Origin of the sequence: Epilithonimonas mollis (assembly GCF_900142325.1) — a bacterium.
In the GTDB taxonomy this organism is placed as follows: domain Bacteria; phylum Bacteroidota; class Bacteroidia; order Flavobacteriales; family Weeksellaceae; genus Epilithonimonas; species Epilithonimonas mollis.
Map to the genome: position 1 here is coordinate 25,850 of NZ_FRAM01000003.1, position 15,431 is coordinate 41,280.

Below are 15,431 nucleotides of genomic sequence, written 5' to 3' on the forward strand. Positions count from 1 at the left end.
GTGGTACAGAAGTAGTACAAATATATAAATAAACTCCAAAAAGAGAAAGTAAAATTTTTATAAATAATTGATAATCAAATAAAAGAAAGAAAAAGAAACCAAAGAAAAGCTAAATTATTTCCCGATACAAAACTTACTGAAAATATTTCCAAGCACTTCATCATTCGTAAATTCACCGGAAATCTCACCAAGATATTCCAACGCGTTACGAAGTTCATAAGCCAGAAGTTCTGTTGTAATCTGTGATCTTACAGCATCTTCTACTCTTTTGACCGAATTCAGCGATTTCTGCAAAGCCTCATAATGACGTTGGTTGGTGATCACAACATTGCCTTCTTCGGATTTCAGATGTTCTACATAAGAAGACAATTCGTTTTTAAGATCCTGAATATTCTTATTTTCAACCGCCGAAATTTTAATAAAATCAAAATCAGTTGAGATACCATTTCTGAAAATCTGCTCTAACTTTTCATATTGAGTCGGAATTACCTCGTCAATTTTTGTGGCGCATATAATCAGTTTTAAATCGTCTCTTAGTAAAGATTTTATCATCTCGATATCTTCTGAGAAATCTTCTGTTCCTGCGTCAGCCAGATAAACCAGAATCTCAGCATTTTCAACTTTTTCCCTAGCTTTTTTTACACCAATCGCTTCAATTTCGTCCGCCGTTTCTCTAAGACCTGCAGTGTCAATTAACCGAAATGCGTGTCCCTTGATGTGAAGCACTTCTTCAATCGTATCTCTTGTAGTTCCGGCAATATTGCTGACAATTGCTCTTTCTTCTTTCAATAAGGCATTCAGCAATGTAGATTTTCCCGCATTTGGTTTTCCAATAATTGCGACTGCTGTTCCGTTTTTGATAGCATTTCCGTACTGGAAACTATCAATCAGTGAAATTAATTTATCTTCAATTTTTTTTAATAATGATGTCAATGCCGTTCGGTCTGCAAACTCCACATCCTCTTCTGCAAAATCAAGTTCCAACTCAATTAAAGATGTGAAATTCAACAAATCATTTCTTAAGAATGAAATCTCATTCGAAATCCCACCTTTTAATTGATTCAAAGCTACTTTTCGGGAAGCTTCATTTTCAGATGCAATTAGGTCCGCTATGGACTCAGCTTGTGATAGATCGATTCTGCCATTCATAAACGCGCGCATCGTAAACTCTCCGGCTTTCGCCATTCTCGCACCATTATTAATCAGGGCTTCAAGAATTTTTTTCCCGATATAAGGCGAACCGTGGAAAGAGATCTCAACAGAATTTTCCGTCGTAAAAGTCTTCGGAGCATGAAAAACTGAAATCATCACTTCATCAATCGTCTCATTTTCATCTTTGATAAAACCATAATGAACAGTGTGAGATTCCACCTTTTCCAGATTTTTCCCTTCAAAAATTCTATTGACAATTTTGAAAGATCCATTTCCGGAAACTCTAATGATTCCAATTGCTCCGATTCCGTTGGCTGTTGCCAGTGCGCAGATAGTGTCGTGATTCATTTTACAAAATTACGATTTTGATTTAGTATAACTAACAATATGAATCTAAGCCAAACTTATTCTTATCTTTGCACGAAATTTATTAAGACAATGAATGCATTTATCGAAGAGCTAAAATGGCGCGGACTTTTTTCTGATATGACACCGGGAACGGAGGAACAACTGGATAAAGAAATGACAAAAGCTTACATCGGGTTTGACCCAACAGCGGATTCTTTGCATATCGGAAGCCTTATCCAGATCAAGATCCTGGCGCATTTTCAACAGCACGGCCATCAGCCGATTGCTTTGGTCGGAGGTGCAACGGGAATGATTGGTGATCCTTCCGGAAAATCTGCGGAACGTAATCTTTTGAGTGAAGAAACTCTACTCTATTATGTTGATTGTCTTAAAAATCAATTGTCAAGATTCCTAAGATTCGATGGTGATGGTGAAAACAAAGCTGTCCTGGTTAATAACTATGACTGGATGAAGGACTTTACGTTTCTCGATTTTGCAAAAAATATCGGCAAGCACATTACCGTGAACTATATGATGGCAAAAGATTCGGTAAAAAAACGTTTCTCAGGAGATTCCGGTGTAGATGGAATGAGCTTTACAGAGTTCACTTACCAACTTTTACAAGGCTACGACTATCTTCATCTGTACCAGAACGAAGGCGTGAAACTCCAGATGGGCGGATCTGATCAATGGGGAAATATCACCACAGGAACAGAATTGATCCGTAGAAAAGTACAGGGTGAAGCTTATGCTTTGACAGTTCCCCTGATCACAAAAGCTGACGGATCCAAATTCGGAAAGTCAGAAAGCGGCGAAAATTATTGGCTCGATGCAAAGAAAACCTCTCCATACAAATTCTACCAGTTTTGGCTGAATGCAACGGATGATGATGCGGAAAGATTTATAAAATTCTATACGTTCCTGAAAAAAGAAGAGATCGAAGCTTTGGTTCAGGATCATAAAACTGCAGCTCACGAAAGAAAGCTTCAGAAAAAACTGGCAGAAGAAGTGACAATCTGGGTACACGGAAAAGAAGAATATGAAAAAGCACTGAAAGCTTCCCAGATTCTTTTCGGCCAATCCACAGCAGAAGATCTTGTAAGCCTGGATGAAGAATTGTTCCTGCAGGTTTTTGATGGTGTTCCTCAGAAGGAATTATCCAAAGAAGAAGTCATCGGAAGCAATATCGTAGATCTGATCTCAGAAAAATCAGGCTTTCTGAAATCTAAAGGAGAAGCCAAAAGAGAGCTGACAGGAAATGCAATATCCGTAAATAAAACAAAGGTAGGAGAAGACTTTTCAGTTTCCGAAAATGACTTGATTGACGGTAAATTTCTTCTGCTTCAGAAGGGTAAAAAGAATTACTTTATTGTAAAAACAGTTTAAAAACGATATTGTGATTAGAATAAAAAACTCCGGCTAAACGTCGGAGTTTTTATTTAAAATAAAAAAGACACATCTTTTTCAAGATATGCCTTTAAATAAGAAAATAATAATAAGAATGTTCTATGAAAATTTATAGTTTTAAAAATCAATATTTGCGATTTCGATACCGAACTGGATTCCGTTCTTACTCGGTAAGTCAGCTTTATCATTAAAGATGGAAGTGAAATCTTTTTTGATAAATAAGTTCACACCGCCATAACCCAGACTGAATTTTCCACCAAACAAAAATGTATTCACCCCGTCATCCAAAGTATAGTCATACTTTCTGAATTTGTCATTTTCATTATAATATTTCACCTTAACAATGCTTCTGGTATTGATTCCGGCATAAGCTCCTACGCCTACTTTCCACATCTTTTTCTTTACATCCAGATATTGTTTGCCATCATATTCCGTATATTTAGGATTGAGATAAAGCTGAAATTCAATTGGCAAAGTCAAATAAACATTTCGAAGTTTAGAACGTTTTAGTCGCCCTTCCGCAAAATCTTGCAGATATAAGTGCGAATTATCCTGAATAAAAACCTGCGGACGTTTCGGCATATAAGTGTCGGTTCTGTAAGCCAATCCGTATCTGATGAACCATGGACTGGTGAATCCGCCTAATTGACGATCCGTTCTGAACTGCACTTCAACACTGTGCGAGTTCCCGATTCTCATCTCAGAATCGTTTTCAAAAGGATTAAAGCTGCCTTTATCTCTGGTAAGATTTGTGAATGCATATCCAACGCTCAGCGTACTGCTTTTCAGATATTGCTCAGGAGTGGATTTACCACTTTTTCTAATGGATAAACCTTTAGTACTGAAAACGAAAACATCTTTATTTCTCAAGGTATCTTGCTTTGTATTGTAAACCGAGTTGGTCACCGCGGTTTTTGTAATATCATCTAAATGTTGACGTTCACTCTCAATTTTGTCATTGATGATTGTCTCGTATTTTTTAGCGACCGTTTCTTTCTGCGCAATCTGTTCTGCTTTCGTTATATTTCCGGAGCTGAAAGCATCATCGATTTTATCGGTTTCGGATTTCATATTTGCTTTTTCTGTAGAGACGATCTCATTCACTTTCTCCGTGTAAGATTTCATCTGATTATCAAGCGTAGTTTGTGCAGTAGCAAAGCCGGAAAGCAATGCCAGGAGTAAAATTTTAATATTCATAGTTTAAATTATTTAGTATTTACAGAATCTTTTTCGTAGAGCGTGATTCCGAAGAGTTTAACACGTTTCGGGCTGGGAAAATCGGACTCGTTTTTAATTTTCGGCACATTGATTCCCATTGATGACTTTGGCGTCTCAGCTTTCGCTTTATCTATTTCTACTCCGAAAAGTAAATCCGATGATGAGATATATTTTACTTTTTGTTTTGGAATAATGATATCATTTTGAGCTAATTTCTCTTCAGGTTTAGGAGTGATTTGCAGCGCTTCTTTTTTTATAATGGATTCTTTTTCGGCAATTTGATTTGAAACTGAACTTTCTTTTTTTACTGAATTTGTCATTCTGAACGGCGTCGAAGAATTTTCATTTTTAAATTCCTTTTTTTGAGTTTTGATTTTAGAACTGTTTGTCAAAAGAGATTTTTCTACCTCATCTTCGTAAGCCGCTTTTTCTTTTGCTGTGAAGATTTGGTTCTCAGTTCTAAATTTGAATTCTCGACTATTTTTAACCTGGTTTTCAATATTGTTTAACCAAGAAACACCGCTGAAATTTAAAATCAAAATTGCAACAGCAACGTACCGTAACCAAATCATTTTTGGCTGTCTCTTTTTCGCAGGAACCTGGTCAAGTTTTTCTTCCAATCTTTCCCAAAGACCGTCGGAAACTTTCATTTCCTCTTGTTCGTATTTAGATTTCAGATTCTGCATTTTGTTTGATGTTTTGTTGTTGATTAAAAAAATCATGAAGCCATTTTTTAGCTTTGCTTAGCTGGCTTTTACTGGTTCCTTCGGAGACATTCAGAATCTCTGCAATCTCCAGATGTTTCTTTTCCTCAAAAACCGATAGATTGAAAACCAGTTTGTAACCAATCGGCATTTCCTTGAAAATCACATCCAAATCAATGTCTTTAGAAAGTTCATCAACATCATCAATCTGTTCTGCCATCGAATCCGTAAATTCAGTTTCGGCATACAAAATATGTTTGTTTGTCCGGATAAAACTAATAGCATCATTCACTACAATCTTTCTTAGCCAAAACGGAAATGACTCATAATTCTTACAATCCTCCAGCTTCGTAAATGCTTTATAGAAAGCGTTCATCAGAACATCTTCCGCATCATCCCGATTACTGATGTAAGAATTGGCAACCGACAACATTTTCCCCGAAAACATCTCGAACAGACTCTTCTGAGCCAGCCGGTCATTTTTCTTTGCTTTGGAAAAGATATGTTGTAAATCTGATTTCATTTTCTCTTTCTGACTATAAGACGGCAAAATTCCGAAATGGTTGCCTCAATTTTCATAACAATTTAAAATTAATTTACAAACAACTGATTATCAACCAATAAATTTCAAATACTTTTTACATTTTACTTTATACATTTTACTTTAGTATGGAAAGGATTTCCACTACTATCCCTATTGCGGGTCTCGTCATAAAAATAAAGTTTTCAATCCATAACACGTAGCTTCAAAATATGATATAAAAAATAATTCCTCGCTGAGCGAAGCGCCTTTGTGAACCTAAAAATATTTCAATTAGATAAAAAAATCTTTGGGGCTTTGCCTTTAATTCTCATTCCAATCATTAATCGACAGTATTCACAATTTTCTCCTTACTTTTGCAAAAATCAAAACAAACGTGGTAAACACAGACCAAATAAAAGATATACAATCCAGAATAGAAGACCTTCACAAATTCCTGGGCATCGAAAAAAAGAAAATCGAAATAGCTAACGATGATGAGAAAACCGCAGCTCCGGAATTCTGGGAAAAACCAAAAGAAGCCGAAGTGTTCCTGAAACAACTCCGTTCCAAGAAAAAATGGGTGGAAAGTTATGAGGAAATCAATTCTCAATTCGAAGATTTACAGGTTCTTTTAGAATTTGCAAAAGAAGACCCGGATTCTGAAAAAGAACTGGATGAAACTTTCCCGGAATTAGTTGAAAAAGTCGAAAATCTGGAATTCAAAAATATGCTTTCCAACGAAGGTGATGAGTTGTCTGCCGTTCTTCAGATCACAGCTGGCGCCGGCGGGACAGAATCTTGCGACTGGGCAAGTATGCTGATGCGGATGTACACAATGTGGGCAGACAAACAAGGCTACAAAATCCGTGAACTGAATTTCCAGGAAGGTGATGTTGCTGGCGTAAAAACTGTAACCTTAGAAATCGAAGGTGAATTTGCTTTCGGTTACCTGAAAGGTGAAAATGGCGTTCACAGATTGGTGAGGATTTCGCCGTTTGACAGTAATGCCAAACGTCACACAAGTTTCGTTTCGGTTTATGTTTATCCTTTGGTTGATGACACGATTGAAATCAATATCAATCCTGCCGACATCAGTTTTGAAACGATGCGAAGTTCCGGAGCTGGTGGACAAAACGTCAATAAAGTTGAAACGGCTGTTCGTCTTCGTCACGCACCAACAGGAATTATCATTGAAAACTCGGAATCACGTTCTCAGCTTCAAAATAAAGAAAAGGCAATGCAACTTTTGCGTTCCCGACTTTATGAAATTGAACTCGAAGAACGTATGAAAGCCAGAAACGAAATCGAAGCCGGCAAAATGAAAATCGAATGGGGTTCTCAAATCCGAAATTATGTGATGCATCCTTATAAATTGGTAAAAGATGTGCGCTCAGGATATGAAACCTCTGATGTCGATGGAGTAATGAACGGCAATCTAACTCCTTTCCTGAAAGCTTATCTGATGAATGAAGGACAAGGTTCTGCGGATGAGCTGGATGATTTGTAGAAAAGCTCAAACAAATTTGAATTTTTATTTTTAAATTTGATAAAAGATTTACAATGGACACGGATTTACAAATACAAAATAAAAAATTAGAGTTAATTCAATGGTTATCAACTATTGAGGATTTGAATTTTCTGGAAAAAATTTCTGAGTTCATTTCTCGTGAAAACAAAAAAGACTGGGCAGATCTAATTTCGGATGCTGAAAGAAAATCTATTGAAAAGGGAATCGAACAAGCAGACGCTGGAAGGCTAAATCCACATTCTAAAGCGAGAGAAATTTATGGAAAAAGGATTTGAAATTCTTTGGACTGATTTAGCTTTGGAAGAGCTTTCTGAAACCGTTGGATATCTTGAAAGAGAGTTTTCTCAAAAGGAAATTGACATTTTGGGCGATGAAATTGAAAGGATTACATCAATCATATCACAAAATCCAAATATTTTTCCTAATTCTGATAAATTACAAACTAGAAAAGCCGTAATCTTAAAATTTAACACTTTATATTATAGAGTTATGAATAATAAAATTGAAATTTTATCATTCTTCTCAAACAGACAATCCCCAGATAAAAAGAAATTATAATTTTAAAATAAAAAAGCCTCAGAAAATTCTGAGGCTTTGCTTTTATATTTCCGTATTCAGATCCCAATTTTCAAGATAATCATTGACGTGTTTCAGAAACATTCCGCCTAAACTTCCGTCTACTACTCTATGGTCGTAAGAATGTGACATAAACATCTTTTGACGAATGGCAATCACATCTCCAAATTCCGTTTCGATAACTGCAGGTTTTTTCACAATGGCTCCAACCGCCAAAATCGCCACCTGAGGCTGAGGAATAATCGGTGTTCCCATCAGGTTTCCAAAAGTTCCGACATTGGAAATCGTGTAAGTTGCACCTTGCGTATCAGCCGGCGTCAGTTTTTTATTTCTTGCTCTGTAAGCCAAATCATTGATTGCTTTTGCCAATCCTGATAAGCTCAACTGGTCTGCATTTTTAATCACAGGAACAATCAGATTCCCATCCGGAAGAGCTGTTGCCATTCCGATATTAATATTTTTCTTCTTGATGATTTTATCGCCATCCACAGACACATTGATCATTGGAAAATCCTGAATTGCTTTTACAACCGCTCTGATGAAAATCGGCATAAAAGTCAACTTCTCGCCATCTCTTTTCTGGTAAGAATTTTTGTTGGCATTTCTCCAGGTCACAACATTTGTAACATCAGTTTCTATAAATGACGTTACGTGTGGCGAAGTATGTTTGCTGTTAACCATCGCATCCGCAATGATTTTACGAACTCTGTCCATTTGGATAATTTCGTCACTATCATTAATGCTGATTGGCTGAGCTGGAGCTGGCTGAGTTTTGACTTCAGAAACCGGTTGAGAAATAGTCTGCTGAACTGGAGCGGATTGAACTACACCTCTGTTTTTCACAAATCCAAGAATATCTTCTTTGGTAATTCTGCCTTCTAATCCGCTTCCTTTTATGGTTTTAAGTTCAGATTCAGAGATATTTTCCTGCTGAACAACAGATTTTACCAAAGGAGAAAGATACAAATCAGAACTTTGATTGCTCAATGAATTATCAGAATAATTTCTCAATGGTTGTTCCAAAGTATTTATAACTTCCGGCTCAGGCTTGTGAATCTGGTCTTCAACTTCTTCGTAAGATTTTGGTTCTGGTACTTCTGAATCCTGAGTACCGCCTTCTGTTTCCAAAATCGCAATGACTTCACCTATTTTTGCAACCTCATCTTTATTTTTAAGAATTTTAATGATTTTTCCGGAGACCGGTGTCGGAACATCGGAATCTACCTTGTCTGTTGCAATTTCTACCACAGATTCGTCCTCCTTTATAAAATCACCTTCATTAAACAGCCAGCTGATAATTGTTGCTTCCATAACTCCCTCGCCCATACTCGGGAGCAATAGTTGATATTCTGCCATTTTTTTGCTTTTTTGAATTTTTCCAAAAATACATTTTTTTTTATTAATTATATAATTCTATTTTTTAAAACTTGCAACATCCATTTTTTCATACATTTGAGAATCAAAATTTTTAGAATCTTACAATGAATATTTATCTCAGTGCAATTATCCATATCAAAGAAAATGCAATAATGGATGCTATAGAAATATTAAAGAAACTGGTTATAGAAACCCGAAAGGAATCAGGCTGCATACAATATGACCTTCATGAAGATAGCAGAAATAAAGGTGTATTTTTCATCCATGAAACTTGGGACTCCAATGACAACCTGCAGCAGCATCAGGTTTCTGATCACATGATTAATTTCCGGGAGAATATCAGTTCTTTTTTGGAAAAGCCTAACATTGTCTATATCGGCAACAGATTATTCTAATTCAATAATTGTCAATATAATAGTTAAATTTTTATTGAAAACCCAAAAATTAGAAATTTGTTTGGATTTAATTCATTAAAAAGGAAAAAAATTAATATTTTTGCTAATGATATTTTAATTTACTAATAAAGTTATATATGAAACTAAATCAACTCACTAGATGTGCAGGTGTAGGCGTTTTCTTTTTGTTTGCCAGCCTGAACGCACAATCAAATGAAATAATTATCAGAGACCATATTAAGAATGATGTTGCTTTCCGCAGCAATTCTAATGTGGATTTCAGAATCCAAAATGAAGATAAGTCCAAGAGTCTTAAATCGGATATTGTAAACATTCAACAATATTATAACAATACACCAATTTACCGGTCTTTGGCAAAAGCTGTTGTAAGAGAAGGAAAAGTTATTTCTTTCAATAACAACTTCATTCAGGTCAATGGTAATAATATTATTTCAGACAAAGTTGACAAGTCAGAAGCTTTATCATCCGCATTGAGACACCTTAATATTGCCGGTCAAGGCTTTGAGGTAATGGATGAAAACAGTGGAGATCTTATCAATCTTCCTGATAATAAAGTTGCCAGCCTTCGTTTTTATTTTGAGAAAAATAATACTTTAATTCCAGCACAGTTGTTTTTCATTAACCAAAGCAAAGAAAATAAGTATTTTTCTACATTGGTTAGTTTGACAACAGGTGAAGTTCTGGAAAACAACAGTATGATCAACGAATGCTCTTTCCATCCGGATCATGCATCAGATCACCCATCTCTTGCAGAAAACAATGAACATCTGCTGAATCATTTTAATTCTTCGCCTTCAAATAGCGAAAACCAAGTTAAAGCCGCTACAGATGCGACTTACAATGTATTCCCGTTCCCATTGGAAGCAGCAACATTTGGCCCAAGAAGTCTGGTAACCAATCCGTGGGATCTTACAGTATCCCCGGAAGGTTGGCATTCTAACGGAACAACCAACTATACAGATACAAGAGGAAACAACGTTTTTGCTTATGTTGATAACAATGCCAGCAATAACATTAATGGGTTTTCACCGGAAAGTACAACTACAGGATCTCTTACTTTTGATTTTCCATTTGTAGAATCACCAAGCCTTAGTGCTTATGATAACAGAAGTTCTGCGGTTACCAATCTGTTCTATGCCAATAATATGGTACATGATATAATGTATAAATTCGGTTTCACAGAAAGCAGCAGAAACTTCCAGTCCAATAACTTTGGAAAAGGCGGAGGTCAGGGTGATGCTGTGCGGGCAGAAGCTTTTGATGGCAGCGGTTATAATAATGCAAATTTCGCATCCGGTCAGGAAATTCTGAACGGTGTAGGAAACTGGATCGTACAGGCTCCAAGAATGCAGATGTATCTTTGGAACTACAGCGTTCCTTTGAAGAAAAGATTATTTTATACAGATCCTGTTTTGGCTACAAGACCCGGCGTTAATACCGGAGTTTCTAATTTCGGAAGACCGCTTATGGAAACCGGTGTAACGGGAGATGTGGTAATCCCTTCTGTAGCAACTGGTTGCACAGCACTGGCATCTGGTAGCCTTACTGGCAAAATAGCTTTAGTGAATACAACTAGCTGCGCTTATAATATCAAAGCAAAAACTGTTCAGGATGCCGGTGCAATAGGAATGATCGTGCATAGAACCAACTCCAATACCGTTAGCGATATAAACATTAACAATGTAACTAATGTAACTATCCCGACCATAATGCTTCCTAAAGATGAGGGAGATTTCATTACTGCAGAACTAACCGCAGGGAGAACTGTGAATGTTAACCTGAAAGATCTTGCTGTTGGTTACAAAAACTCCAGTTTTGACAATGGCGTTATGATCCACGAATATGGACACGGGATTTCCAACAGACTGACAGGACAGGGTTACAGCTGTCTTACAAGCATCGAACAGATGGGCGAAGGATGGTCAGATTTCTTTGCTTTAATGCTGACTAACGCTCCAGGAGCTACAGCAACTACAGCAAGAGGAATCGGAACCTACTCTACCAATTCACCAACCACAGCCAATGGTATCAGACAATATAAATATACTACTGATATGACTGTGAATCCTCACACATATGCAGATACAAATCTTACAGGAGGGCAACAGCATGCTATTGGAGAGATCTGGGCAACAATGCTTTGGGATCTTCATTGGAAAATGGCAGAAAAATATGGCTATAATTCTGATGTAACCGCTGATCCTAACTCAGGAAGTGCAAAAACATTACAACTGGTAATGGATGGTTTAAAATTACAGCCTTGTAATCCGAACTTCATTTCCGGAAGAGATGCTATACTACAAGCAGACCAATTGAAAGGTGGTGCTGACAATTGCCTGATCTGGAATGTATTTGCAAAGAGAGGATTGGGAGTCAATGCTTCTGCAGGAAGCAATTCCAGCATCACGGACCAAGTGAATGGATTCGATGTTCCTGACGGGTGTGTTCTTGCTACAGAAGATATAGCTGCAAATAAAAAATTCGGGATATATCCAAATCCTGCAAAAGGAGAATTTTTCATAAAGACAGCTCCGACAGTTGGCAATGCTACCATTAAGATTGAAATACTGGATATGAACGGAAAACTTATCAAATCTTTTGAAAGAAAGAAAAACAGCTCCGAGCCTATCTCTACAAAAGGATTGATAAAAGGAACTTATCTGGTTGTAATGAGCGAAAACGGAAAATCTAATGCTGAGAAATTAATTGTAGAATAAGCCATAATAATTACTATATATTCAAACCTTTTCCTTAGTGAAAAGGTTTTTTTGTTGTGTCAAAACTTAACAAAATTTTATTATTTCAGAATATTGGCATCAATATTGAAAAACTAACTTTGTTTCAAATTTAATTAATAAGTAAATGAAAAATTTTTTAAAGACAGTTTTGGCTTTAACTTTTATGGGCAGCAGTTTTTTTGCGCATGCTCAAACCATCGATAACAAATCGAAGACCATACTGGATGATATAACCAGAAATTATAAGAGCAAAAAAAATTCTTATTTCAAATTTTCATATACAACAGGTAATGGAAAGTCATCACAGACACAAACGGGGATCTTCTATTCTGACAATACCAGATATAAACTTAAAATAATGGGTATAGAACAGATCTTTGATGGTAACAAAGTCTATAATATCAATGATGAAGATAAAGAAGTGACAGTTTCAAAACCTAATGATAATCAGATGCACTTTTCCCCATTAAGTTATCTGGATTCTTATAAAAAAGATTACAATGTATCGTATTCAGGAAAAAAGACCATTAGCGGAATTCCTGTTGATATTATCAAAATGACTCCTGTTAAAAATAATGGATTGAAAAATGTCATCTTGTATATCAATACGCCACAGAAAAAACTGATCAAACTCGAACAAGTTTCCAGCAACAATGATTTGGCAGTGATCAATATAAGTAACTATAAAGAAAATCAGCCATTATCACCCTCAGTTTTTAGCTTTGACAAATCCAAATATCAAAATTATCTGATAACTGAATTATAAAATAAAAAAAGCATTACAAATTAGATTGTAATGCTTTTTTATTTCTCTACTTTATAATCATTGGCACCCGGATAAGGCTGGAGATAACCCAGATTCCAGTTAGACTGCAACAGCGATTCTATAAAAAGATCATCCCTGAATCTATGCGGATCATAAGGTGTCTTCAGACTTACATCTGCTATATTCCCCTTTACATTCCACCAAAAGGCACTCCATCCGCCTCTTAGTTCTTTAATGATTTCGTAAACTGTTTTTCCGGTAGCTCTGTTCATTAACTTGGCGAAAATCTGACCTTCGGTTGTCGTTAGTTCACGCAATTGATTTTCATAGCTGGCAGCCAGTTCAGTTTGTCTTTGCTTGATATATCGGTTGCGGTCGGAGCTTTTCAGATTCGCACTTTCTTTTTGTATATTTCTGTATTGTTCCAAAGCATCCAGAAAAAGTGGATAAACTCGGTTAAGTTTTTTATTCAGGAAAAAATAAAAATTCCTGTCCAGTTGATTGTTGAAGTGTGGATTTGCTCTCAGCGTCAATTCGTCCAAAACGATGACCTGTTCGCCATTTATTTTATAGATTTTTGCCTTTTGGACTTCGTCGTAATAATATTCATTTCCATACTCATCTTTTTTCAGTCTGCTCTTTGGAATATCGTCAAAAGAATTCACCTTTAAAGTATCCTGCTGCGAGAAACAAAATATGCCAATAAACATACAAAGAAACGGAAACAATTTGCCAAAATTCATTACTTTTACCTCCATAAATACTAACGATATTTAATATCAAAAATCATTCCCTTTCGTCATGAAATTCGAAAAGAAATCAATTAAATTCCTGGCAGAATATCTCAATACTGCTTCACCTACAGGTTATGAACACAACGGACAAAAAGTCTGGATGGATTATATCAAACCTTATGTCGATAAAATTGAAGTTGACAACTACGGAACAGCTTACGGAATCATCAATCCGGACGCAGACTTCAAAGTAGTTATAGAAGCTCATGCGGACGAGATTAGCTGGTATGTCAACTATATCACGGATGATGGTCTGATCTATGTTATCAGAAACGGTGGCTCGGATCAAACTATAGCTCCTTCAAAAGTCGTGAATATCCACGGCGAAAAAGGGATTGTAAAAGGCGTTTTCGGGTGGCCGGCCATTCACACCAGAAGTACCAATCAAAATGAACCGACTCCAAAAATTGATAACATCTTCATCGACTGTGGTGCCAATTCAAAAAAAGAGGTCGAAGAATTGGGAATTTTTGTTGGTTGTATGATTACTTATCCTGATGAGTTTTTCGAACTGAATAGCAGATATTTCGTTTGCCGGGCTTTGGACAACAGAATTGGCGGATTTATGATTGCAGAGGTTGCAAGACTCTTGAAAGAAAACAAGAAAGAATTGCCTTTTGGATTGTACATTACCAATTCCGTTCAGGAAGAAGTCGGACTTTATGGCGCTGACATGATTGCTGACACCATAAAGCCTAACATTGCCATTGTGACAGATGTGACACACGACACTACAACACCAATGATTGAAAAGAAAAAAGAAGGCGACCAAAAATGCGGCGATGGACCGGTTGTGTTTTTTGCACCAAGTGTTCATCACACCATTCGCGAATTGATAATTGATACCGCAAAAGAAAAAGAAATCCCTTTCCAAAGGGCTGCAGCAAGCAGGGCAACCGGAACCGATACAGATGCATTTGCACATTCTAACGGCGGCGTTCCGAGCGCATTGATTTCGCTACCTTTGCGTTATATGCATACCACAGTAGAAATTGTTTCAAAAGAAGACGTCTCAAACGTTATCAGATTGATCTACGAAAGTCTTTTGAAAATTCAGCCTGCAATGAAATTGAAATATCATTAAATCTCTGGAATTCAGGCTCAGTTAACAGCATCTAAATCCTAATCTAATAAAATGAAAAACAAACTCATAGCACCTTCACTACTTTCCGCAGATTTTGGAAATCTGCAGAGAGATATAGAGATGCTCAACAATTCCCAGGCAGACTGGATCCATGTCGATGTGATGGATGGACGCTTTGTGCCTAATATCTCTTTCGGATTTCCCGTGATGAAAACCGTTCAGGAGCACGCCAAAAAATTTGTCGATGTTCACCTGATGATTCTGGAACCGGAAAAATATGTTGAAGAATTCATTGAGTTTGGAGCCGATTTGATTTCTGTCCATTTCGAAACCTGCACCCACCTTCACAGAACCATTCATCTGATCCAGAGCAAAGGTGCAAAAGCAGGAGTAGTCCTTAATCCTTCAACTCCTGTTCTGATGCTGGAAGATATCATTGCAGACGTAGATTTGGTTCTGTTGATGAGTGTCAACCCGGGATTCGGAGGTCAGAAATTTATTGAAAACACTTATAAAAAAATCAAAGAAACCAAAGATTTGATCTTGAGTAACAACTCCACGGCATTAATAGAAATTGATGGTGGCGTAAATCTGGACAACGCATCAAAACTATTCGAAGCTGGAGCAGATATTTTAGTAGCCGGAAATGCAGTTTTCTCTTCCGTCAGCCCTGAAAGGACGATTGAACTTCTGAAGATTTAAATTTTTCCAAGGAGCTTATCCCGCTATCCGCTGTATCTTTTTTGCCAGGCATTGTCCATCGCAAAAAAAGGATGCCGCTGCTATCGGGGCTATTCATA

General features: G+C 36.8%; 15 protein-coding genes. 9 read left to right on the plus strand and 6 right to left on the minus strand.

Annotated features, from left to right (window positions below; all coding sequences use genetic code 11):
- Positions 1-114: 114 nt before the first annotated feature.
- Positions 115-1,500: a tRNA uridine-5-carboxymethylaminomethyl(34) synthesis GTPase MnmE gene (gene mnmE, locus BUA97_RS12425; protein WP_072998700.1), complete on the minus strand. Its 1,386-nt coding sequence runs from the start codon at positions 1,498-1,500 to the stop codon at positions 115-117.
- A gap of 90 nt (positions 1,501-1,590) precedes the next feature.
- Between mnmE and tyrS the strand changes: the two genes are divergently transcribed.
- Positions 1,591-2,886, plus strand: coding sequence for a tyrosine--tRNA ligase (gene tyrS / locus BUA97_RS12430; RefSeq protein ID WP_072998703.1), 1,296 nt, complete (start codon positions 1,591-1,593; stop codon positions 2,884-2,886).
- 138 nt (positions 2,887-3,024) lie between these two features.
- On the opposite strand, the gene BUA97_RS12435 is transcribed toward tyrS, so the two are convergent.
- Genes BUA97_RS12435 through BUA97_RS12445 form a run of 3 tightly spaced genes read right to left on the minus strand, consistent with a single transcriptional unit; the run spans position 3,025 to position 5,352 of the window.
- Positions 3,025-4,104, minus strand: coding sequence for a porin family protein (locus tag BUA97_RS12435; RefSeq protein WP_072998705.1), 1,080 nt, complete (start codon positions 4,102-4,104; stop codon positions 3,025-3,027).
- An 8-nt stretch (positions 4,105-4,112) separates the two neighbouring features.
- Positions 4,113-4,811: a hypothetical protein gene (locus BUA97_RS12440; RefSeq protein ID WP_072998707.1), complete on the minus strand. Its 699-nt coding sequence runs from the start codon at positions 4,809-4,811 to the stop codon at positions 4,113-4,115.
- Positions 4,792-5,352 carry an RNA polymerase sigma factor gene (locus tag BUA97_RS12445; protein WP_072998710.1) on the minus strand — a complete coding sequence of 187 codons (561 nt, stop codon included), beginning with the start codon at positions 5,350-5,352 and terminating at the stop codon, positions 4,792-4,794. The genes BUA97_RS12440 and BUA97_RS12445 overlap by 20 nt, the downstream gene beginning before the upstream one ends.
- A 394-nt stretch (positions 5,353-5,746) precedes the next feature.
- Between BUA97_RS12445 and prfB the strand changes: the two genes are divergently transcribed.
- Genes prfB through BUA97_RS12460 form a run of 3 tightly spaced genes read left to right on the plus strand, consistent with a single transcriptional unit; the run spans position 5,747 to position 7,438 of the window.
- Positions 5,747-6,859: a peptide chain release factor 2 gene (prfB, locus tag BUA97_RS12450; RefSeq protein ID WP_072998712.1), complete on the plus strand. Its 1,113-nt coding sequence runs from the start codon at positions 5,747-5,749 to the stop codon at positions 6,857-6,859.
- A 53-nt stretch (positions 6,860-6,912) separates the two neighbouring features.
- Complete coding sequence (locus BUA97_RS12455; RefSeq protein ID WP_072998714.1) at positions 6,913-7,155, plus strand: hypothetical protein; 243 nt, start codon at positions 6,913-6,915, stop codon at positions 7,153-7,155.
- Positions 7,139-7,438 (plus strand): type II toxin-antitoxin system RelE/ParE family toxin, encoded by a 300-nt coding sequence (locus tag BUA97_RS12460; protein ID WP_072998716.1) that lies wholly within the window; start codon positions 7,139-7,141, stop codon positions 7,436-7,438. Before BUA97_RS12455 ends, BUA97_RS12460 begins: the two co-directional genes overlap by 17 nt.
- Before the next feature lie 42 nt (positions 7,439-7,480).
- On the opposite strand, the gene BUA97_RS12465 is transcribed toward BUA97_RS12460, so the two are convergent.
- Positions 7,481-8,812 carry a dihydrolipoamide acetyltransferase family protein gene (locus BUA97_RS12465; RefSeq protein ID WP_072998718.1) on the minus strand — a complete coding sequence of 444 codons (1,332 nt, stop codon included), beginning with the start codon at positions 8,810-8,812 and terminating at the stop codon, positions 7,481-7,483.
- Positions 8,813-8,937: 125 nt separating this feature from the next.
- On the opposite strand from BUA97_RS12465, the gene BUA97_RS12470 reads away from it, so the two are divergent.
- The 3 genes from BUA97_RS12470 to BUA97_RS12480 all read left to right on the plus strand — a co-directional run bounded on the left by BUA97_RS12470 (position 8,938) and on the right by BUA97_RS12480 (position 12,753).
- Positions 8,938-9,228: a putative quinol monooxygenase gene (locus BUA97_RS12470; protein WP_072998720.1), complete on the plus strand. Its 291-nt coding sequence runs from the start codon at positions 8,938-8,940 to the stop codon at positions 9,226-9,228.
- A gap of 137 nt (positions 9,229-9,365) precedes the next feature.
- Positions 9,366-11,966, plus strand: a complete 2,601-nt coding sequence (locus tag BUA97_RS12475; RefSeq protein ID WP_072998723.1) for a T9SS-dependent M36 family metallopeptidase — start codon at positions 9,366-9,368, stop codon at positions 11,964-11,966.
- A 145-nt stretch (positions 11,967-12,111) separates the two neighbouring features.
- The gene (locus BUA97_RS12480; RefSeq protein ID WP_072998725.1) at positions 12,112-12,753 is read left to right on the plus strand and encodes a LolA family protein; all 642 of its coding nucleotides are present in this window, start codon (positions 12,112-12,114) and stop codon (positions 12,751-12,753) included.
- A 38-nt stretch (positions 12,754-12,791) separates the two neighbouring features.
- Here BUA97_RS12480 and BUA97_RS12485 read toward each other — a convergent pair whose 3' ends face one another.
- Positions 12,792-13,496 (minus strand): DUF4294 domain-containing protein, encoded by a 705-nt coding sequence (locus tag BUA97_RS12485; protein WP_072999388.1) that lies wholly within the window; start codon positions 13,494-13,496, stop codon positions 12,792-12,794.
- A 58-nt stretch (positions 13,497-13,554) separates the two neighbouring features.
- Between BUA97_RS12485 and BUA97_RS12490 the strand changes: the two genes are divergently transcribed.
- Positions 13,555-14,631: a M42 family metallopeptidase gene (locus tag BUA97_RS12490; RefSeq protein WP_072998727.1), complete on the plus strand. Its 1,077-nt coding sequence runs from the start codon at positions 13,555-13,557 to the stop codon at positions 14,629-14,631.
- A gap of 51 nt (positions 14,632-14,682) precedes the next feature.
- A complete protein-coding gene (gene rpe / locus BUA97_RS12495) occupies positions 14,683-15,333 on the plus strand; it encodes a ribulose-phosphate 3-epimerase (protein ID WP_072998729.1) in 651 nt (216 codons plus the stop codon).
- Positions 15,334-15,431: the final 98 nt, after the last annotated feature.

Bases quoted from the DNA above. Each gene is read 5' to 3' on its own strand.
- mnmE (WP_072998700.1), bottom strand. From the start codon at position 1,500: ATGAATCACGACACTATCTGCGCACTGGCAACAGCCAACGGAATCGGA.
- tyrS (WP_072998703.1), top strand. From the start codon at position 1,591: ATGAATGCATTTATCGAAGAGCTAAAATGGCGCGGACTTTTTTCTGAT.
- BUA97_RS12435 (WP_072998705.1), bottom strand. From the start codon at position 4,104: ATGAATATTAAAATTTTACTCCTGGCATTGCTTTCCGGCTTTGCTACT.
- BUA97_RS12440 (WP_072998707.1), bottom strand. From the start codon at position 4,811: ATGCAGAATCTGAAATCTAAATACGAACAAGAGGAAATGAAAGTTTCC.
- BUA97_RS12445 (WP_072998710.1), bottom strand. From the start codon at position 5,352: ATGAAATCAGATTTACAACATATCTTTTCCAAAGCAAAGAAAAATGAC.
- BUA97_RS12455 (WP_072998714.1), top strand. From the start codon at position 6,913: ATGGACACGGATTTACAAATACAAAATAAAAAATTAGAGTTAATTCAA.
- BUA97_RS12460 (WP_072998716.1), top strand. From the start codon at position 7,139: ATGGAAAAAGGATTTGAAATTCTTTGGACTGATTTAGCTTTGGAAGAG.
- BUA97_RS12465 (WP_072998718.1), bottom strand. From the start codon at position 8,812: ATGGCAGAATATCAACTATTGCTCCCGAGTATGGGCGAGGGAGTTATG.
- BUA97_RS12470 (WP_072998720.1), top strand. From the start codon at position 8,938: ATGAATATTTATCTCAGTGCAATTATCCATATCAAAGAAAATGCAATA.
- BUA97_RS12475 (WP_072998723.1), top strand. From the start codon at position 9,366: ATGAAACTAAATCAACTCACTAGATGTGCAGGTGTAGGCGTTTTCTTT.
- BUA97_RS12480 (WP_072998725.1), top strand. From the start codon at position 12,112: ATGAAAAATTTTTTAAAGACAGTTTTGGCTTTAACTTTTATGGGCAGC.
- BUA97_RS12485 (WP_072999388.1), bottom strand. From the start codon at position 13,496: ATGAATTTTGGCAAATTGTTTCCGTTTCTTTGTATGTTTATTGGCATA.
- BUA97_RS12490 (WP_072998727.1), top strand. From the start codon at position 13,555: ATGAAATTCGAAAAGAAATCAATTAAATTCCTGGCAGAATATCTCAAT.
- rpe (WP_072998729.1), top strand. From the start codon at position 14,683: ATGAAAAACAAACTCATAGCACCTTCACTACTTTCCGCAGATTTTGGA.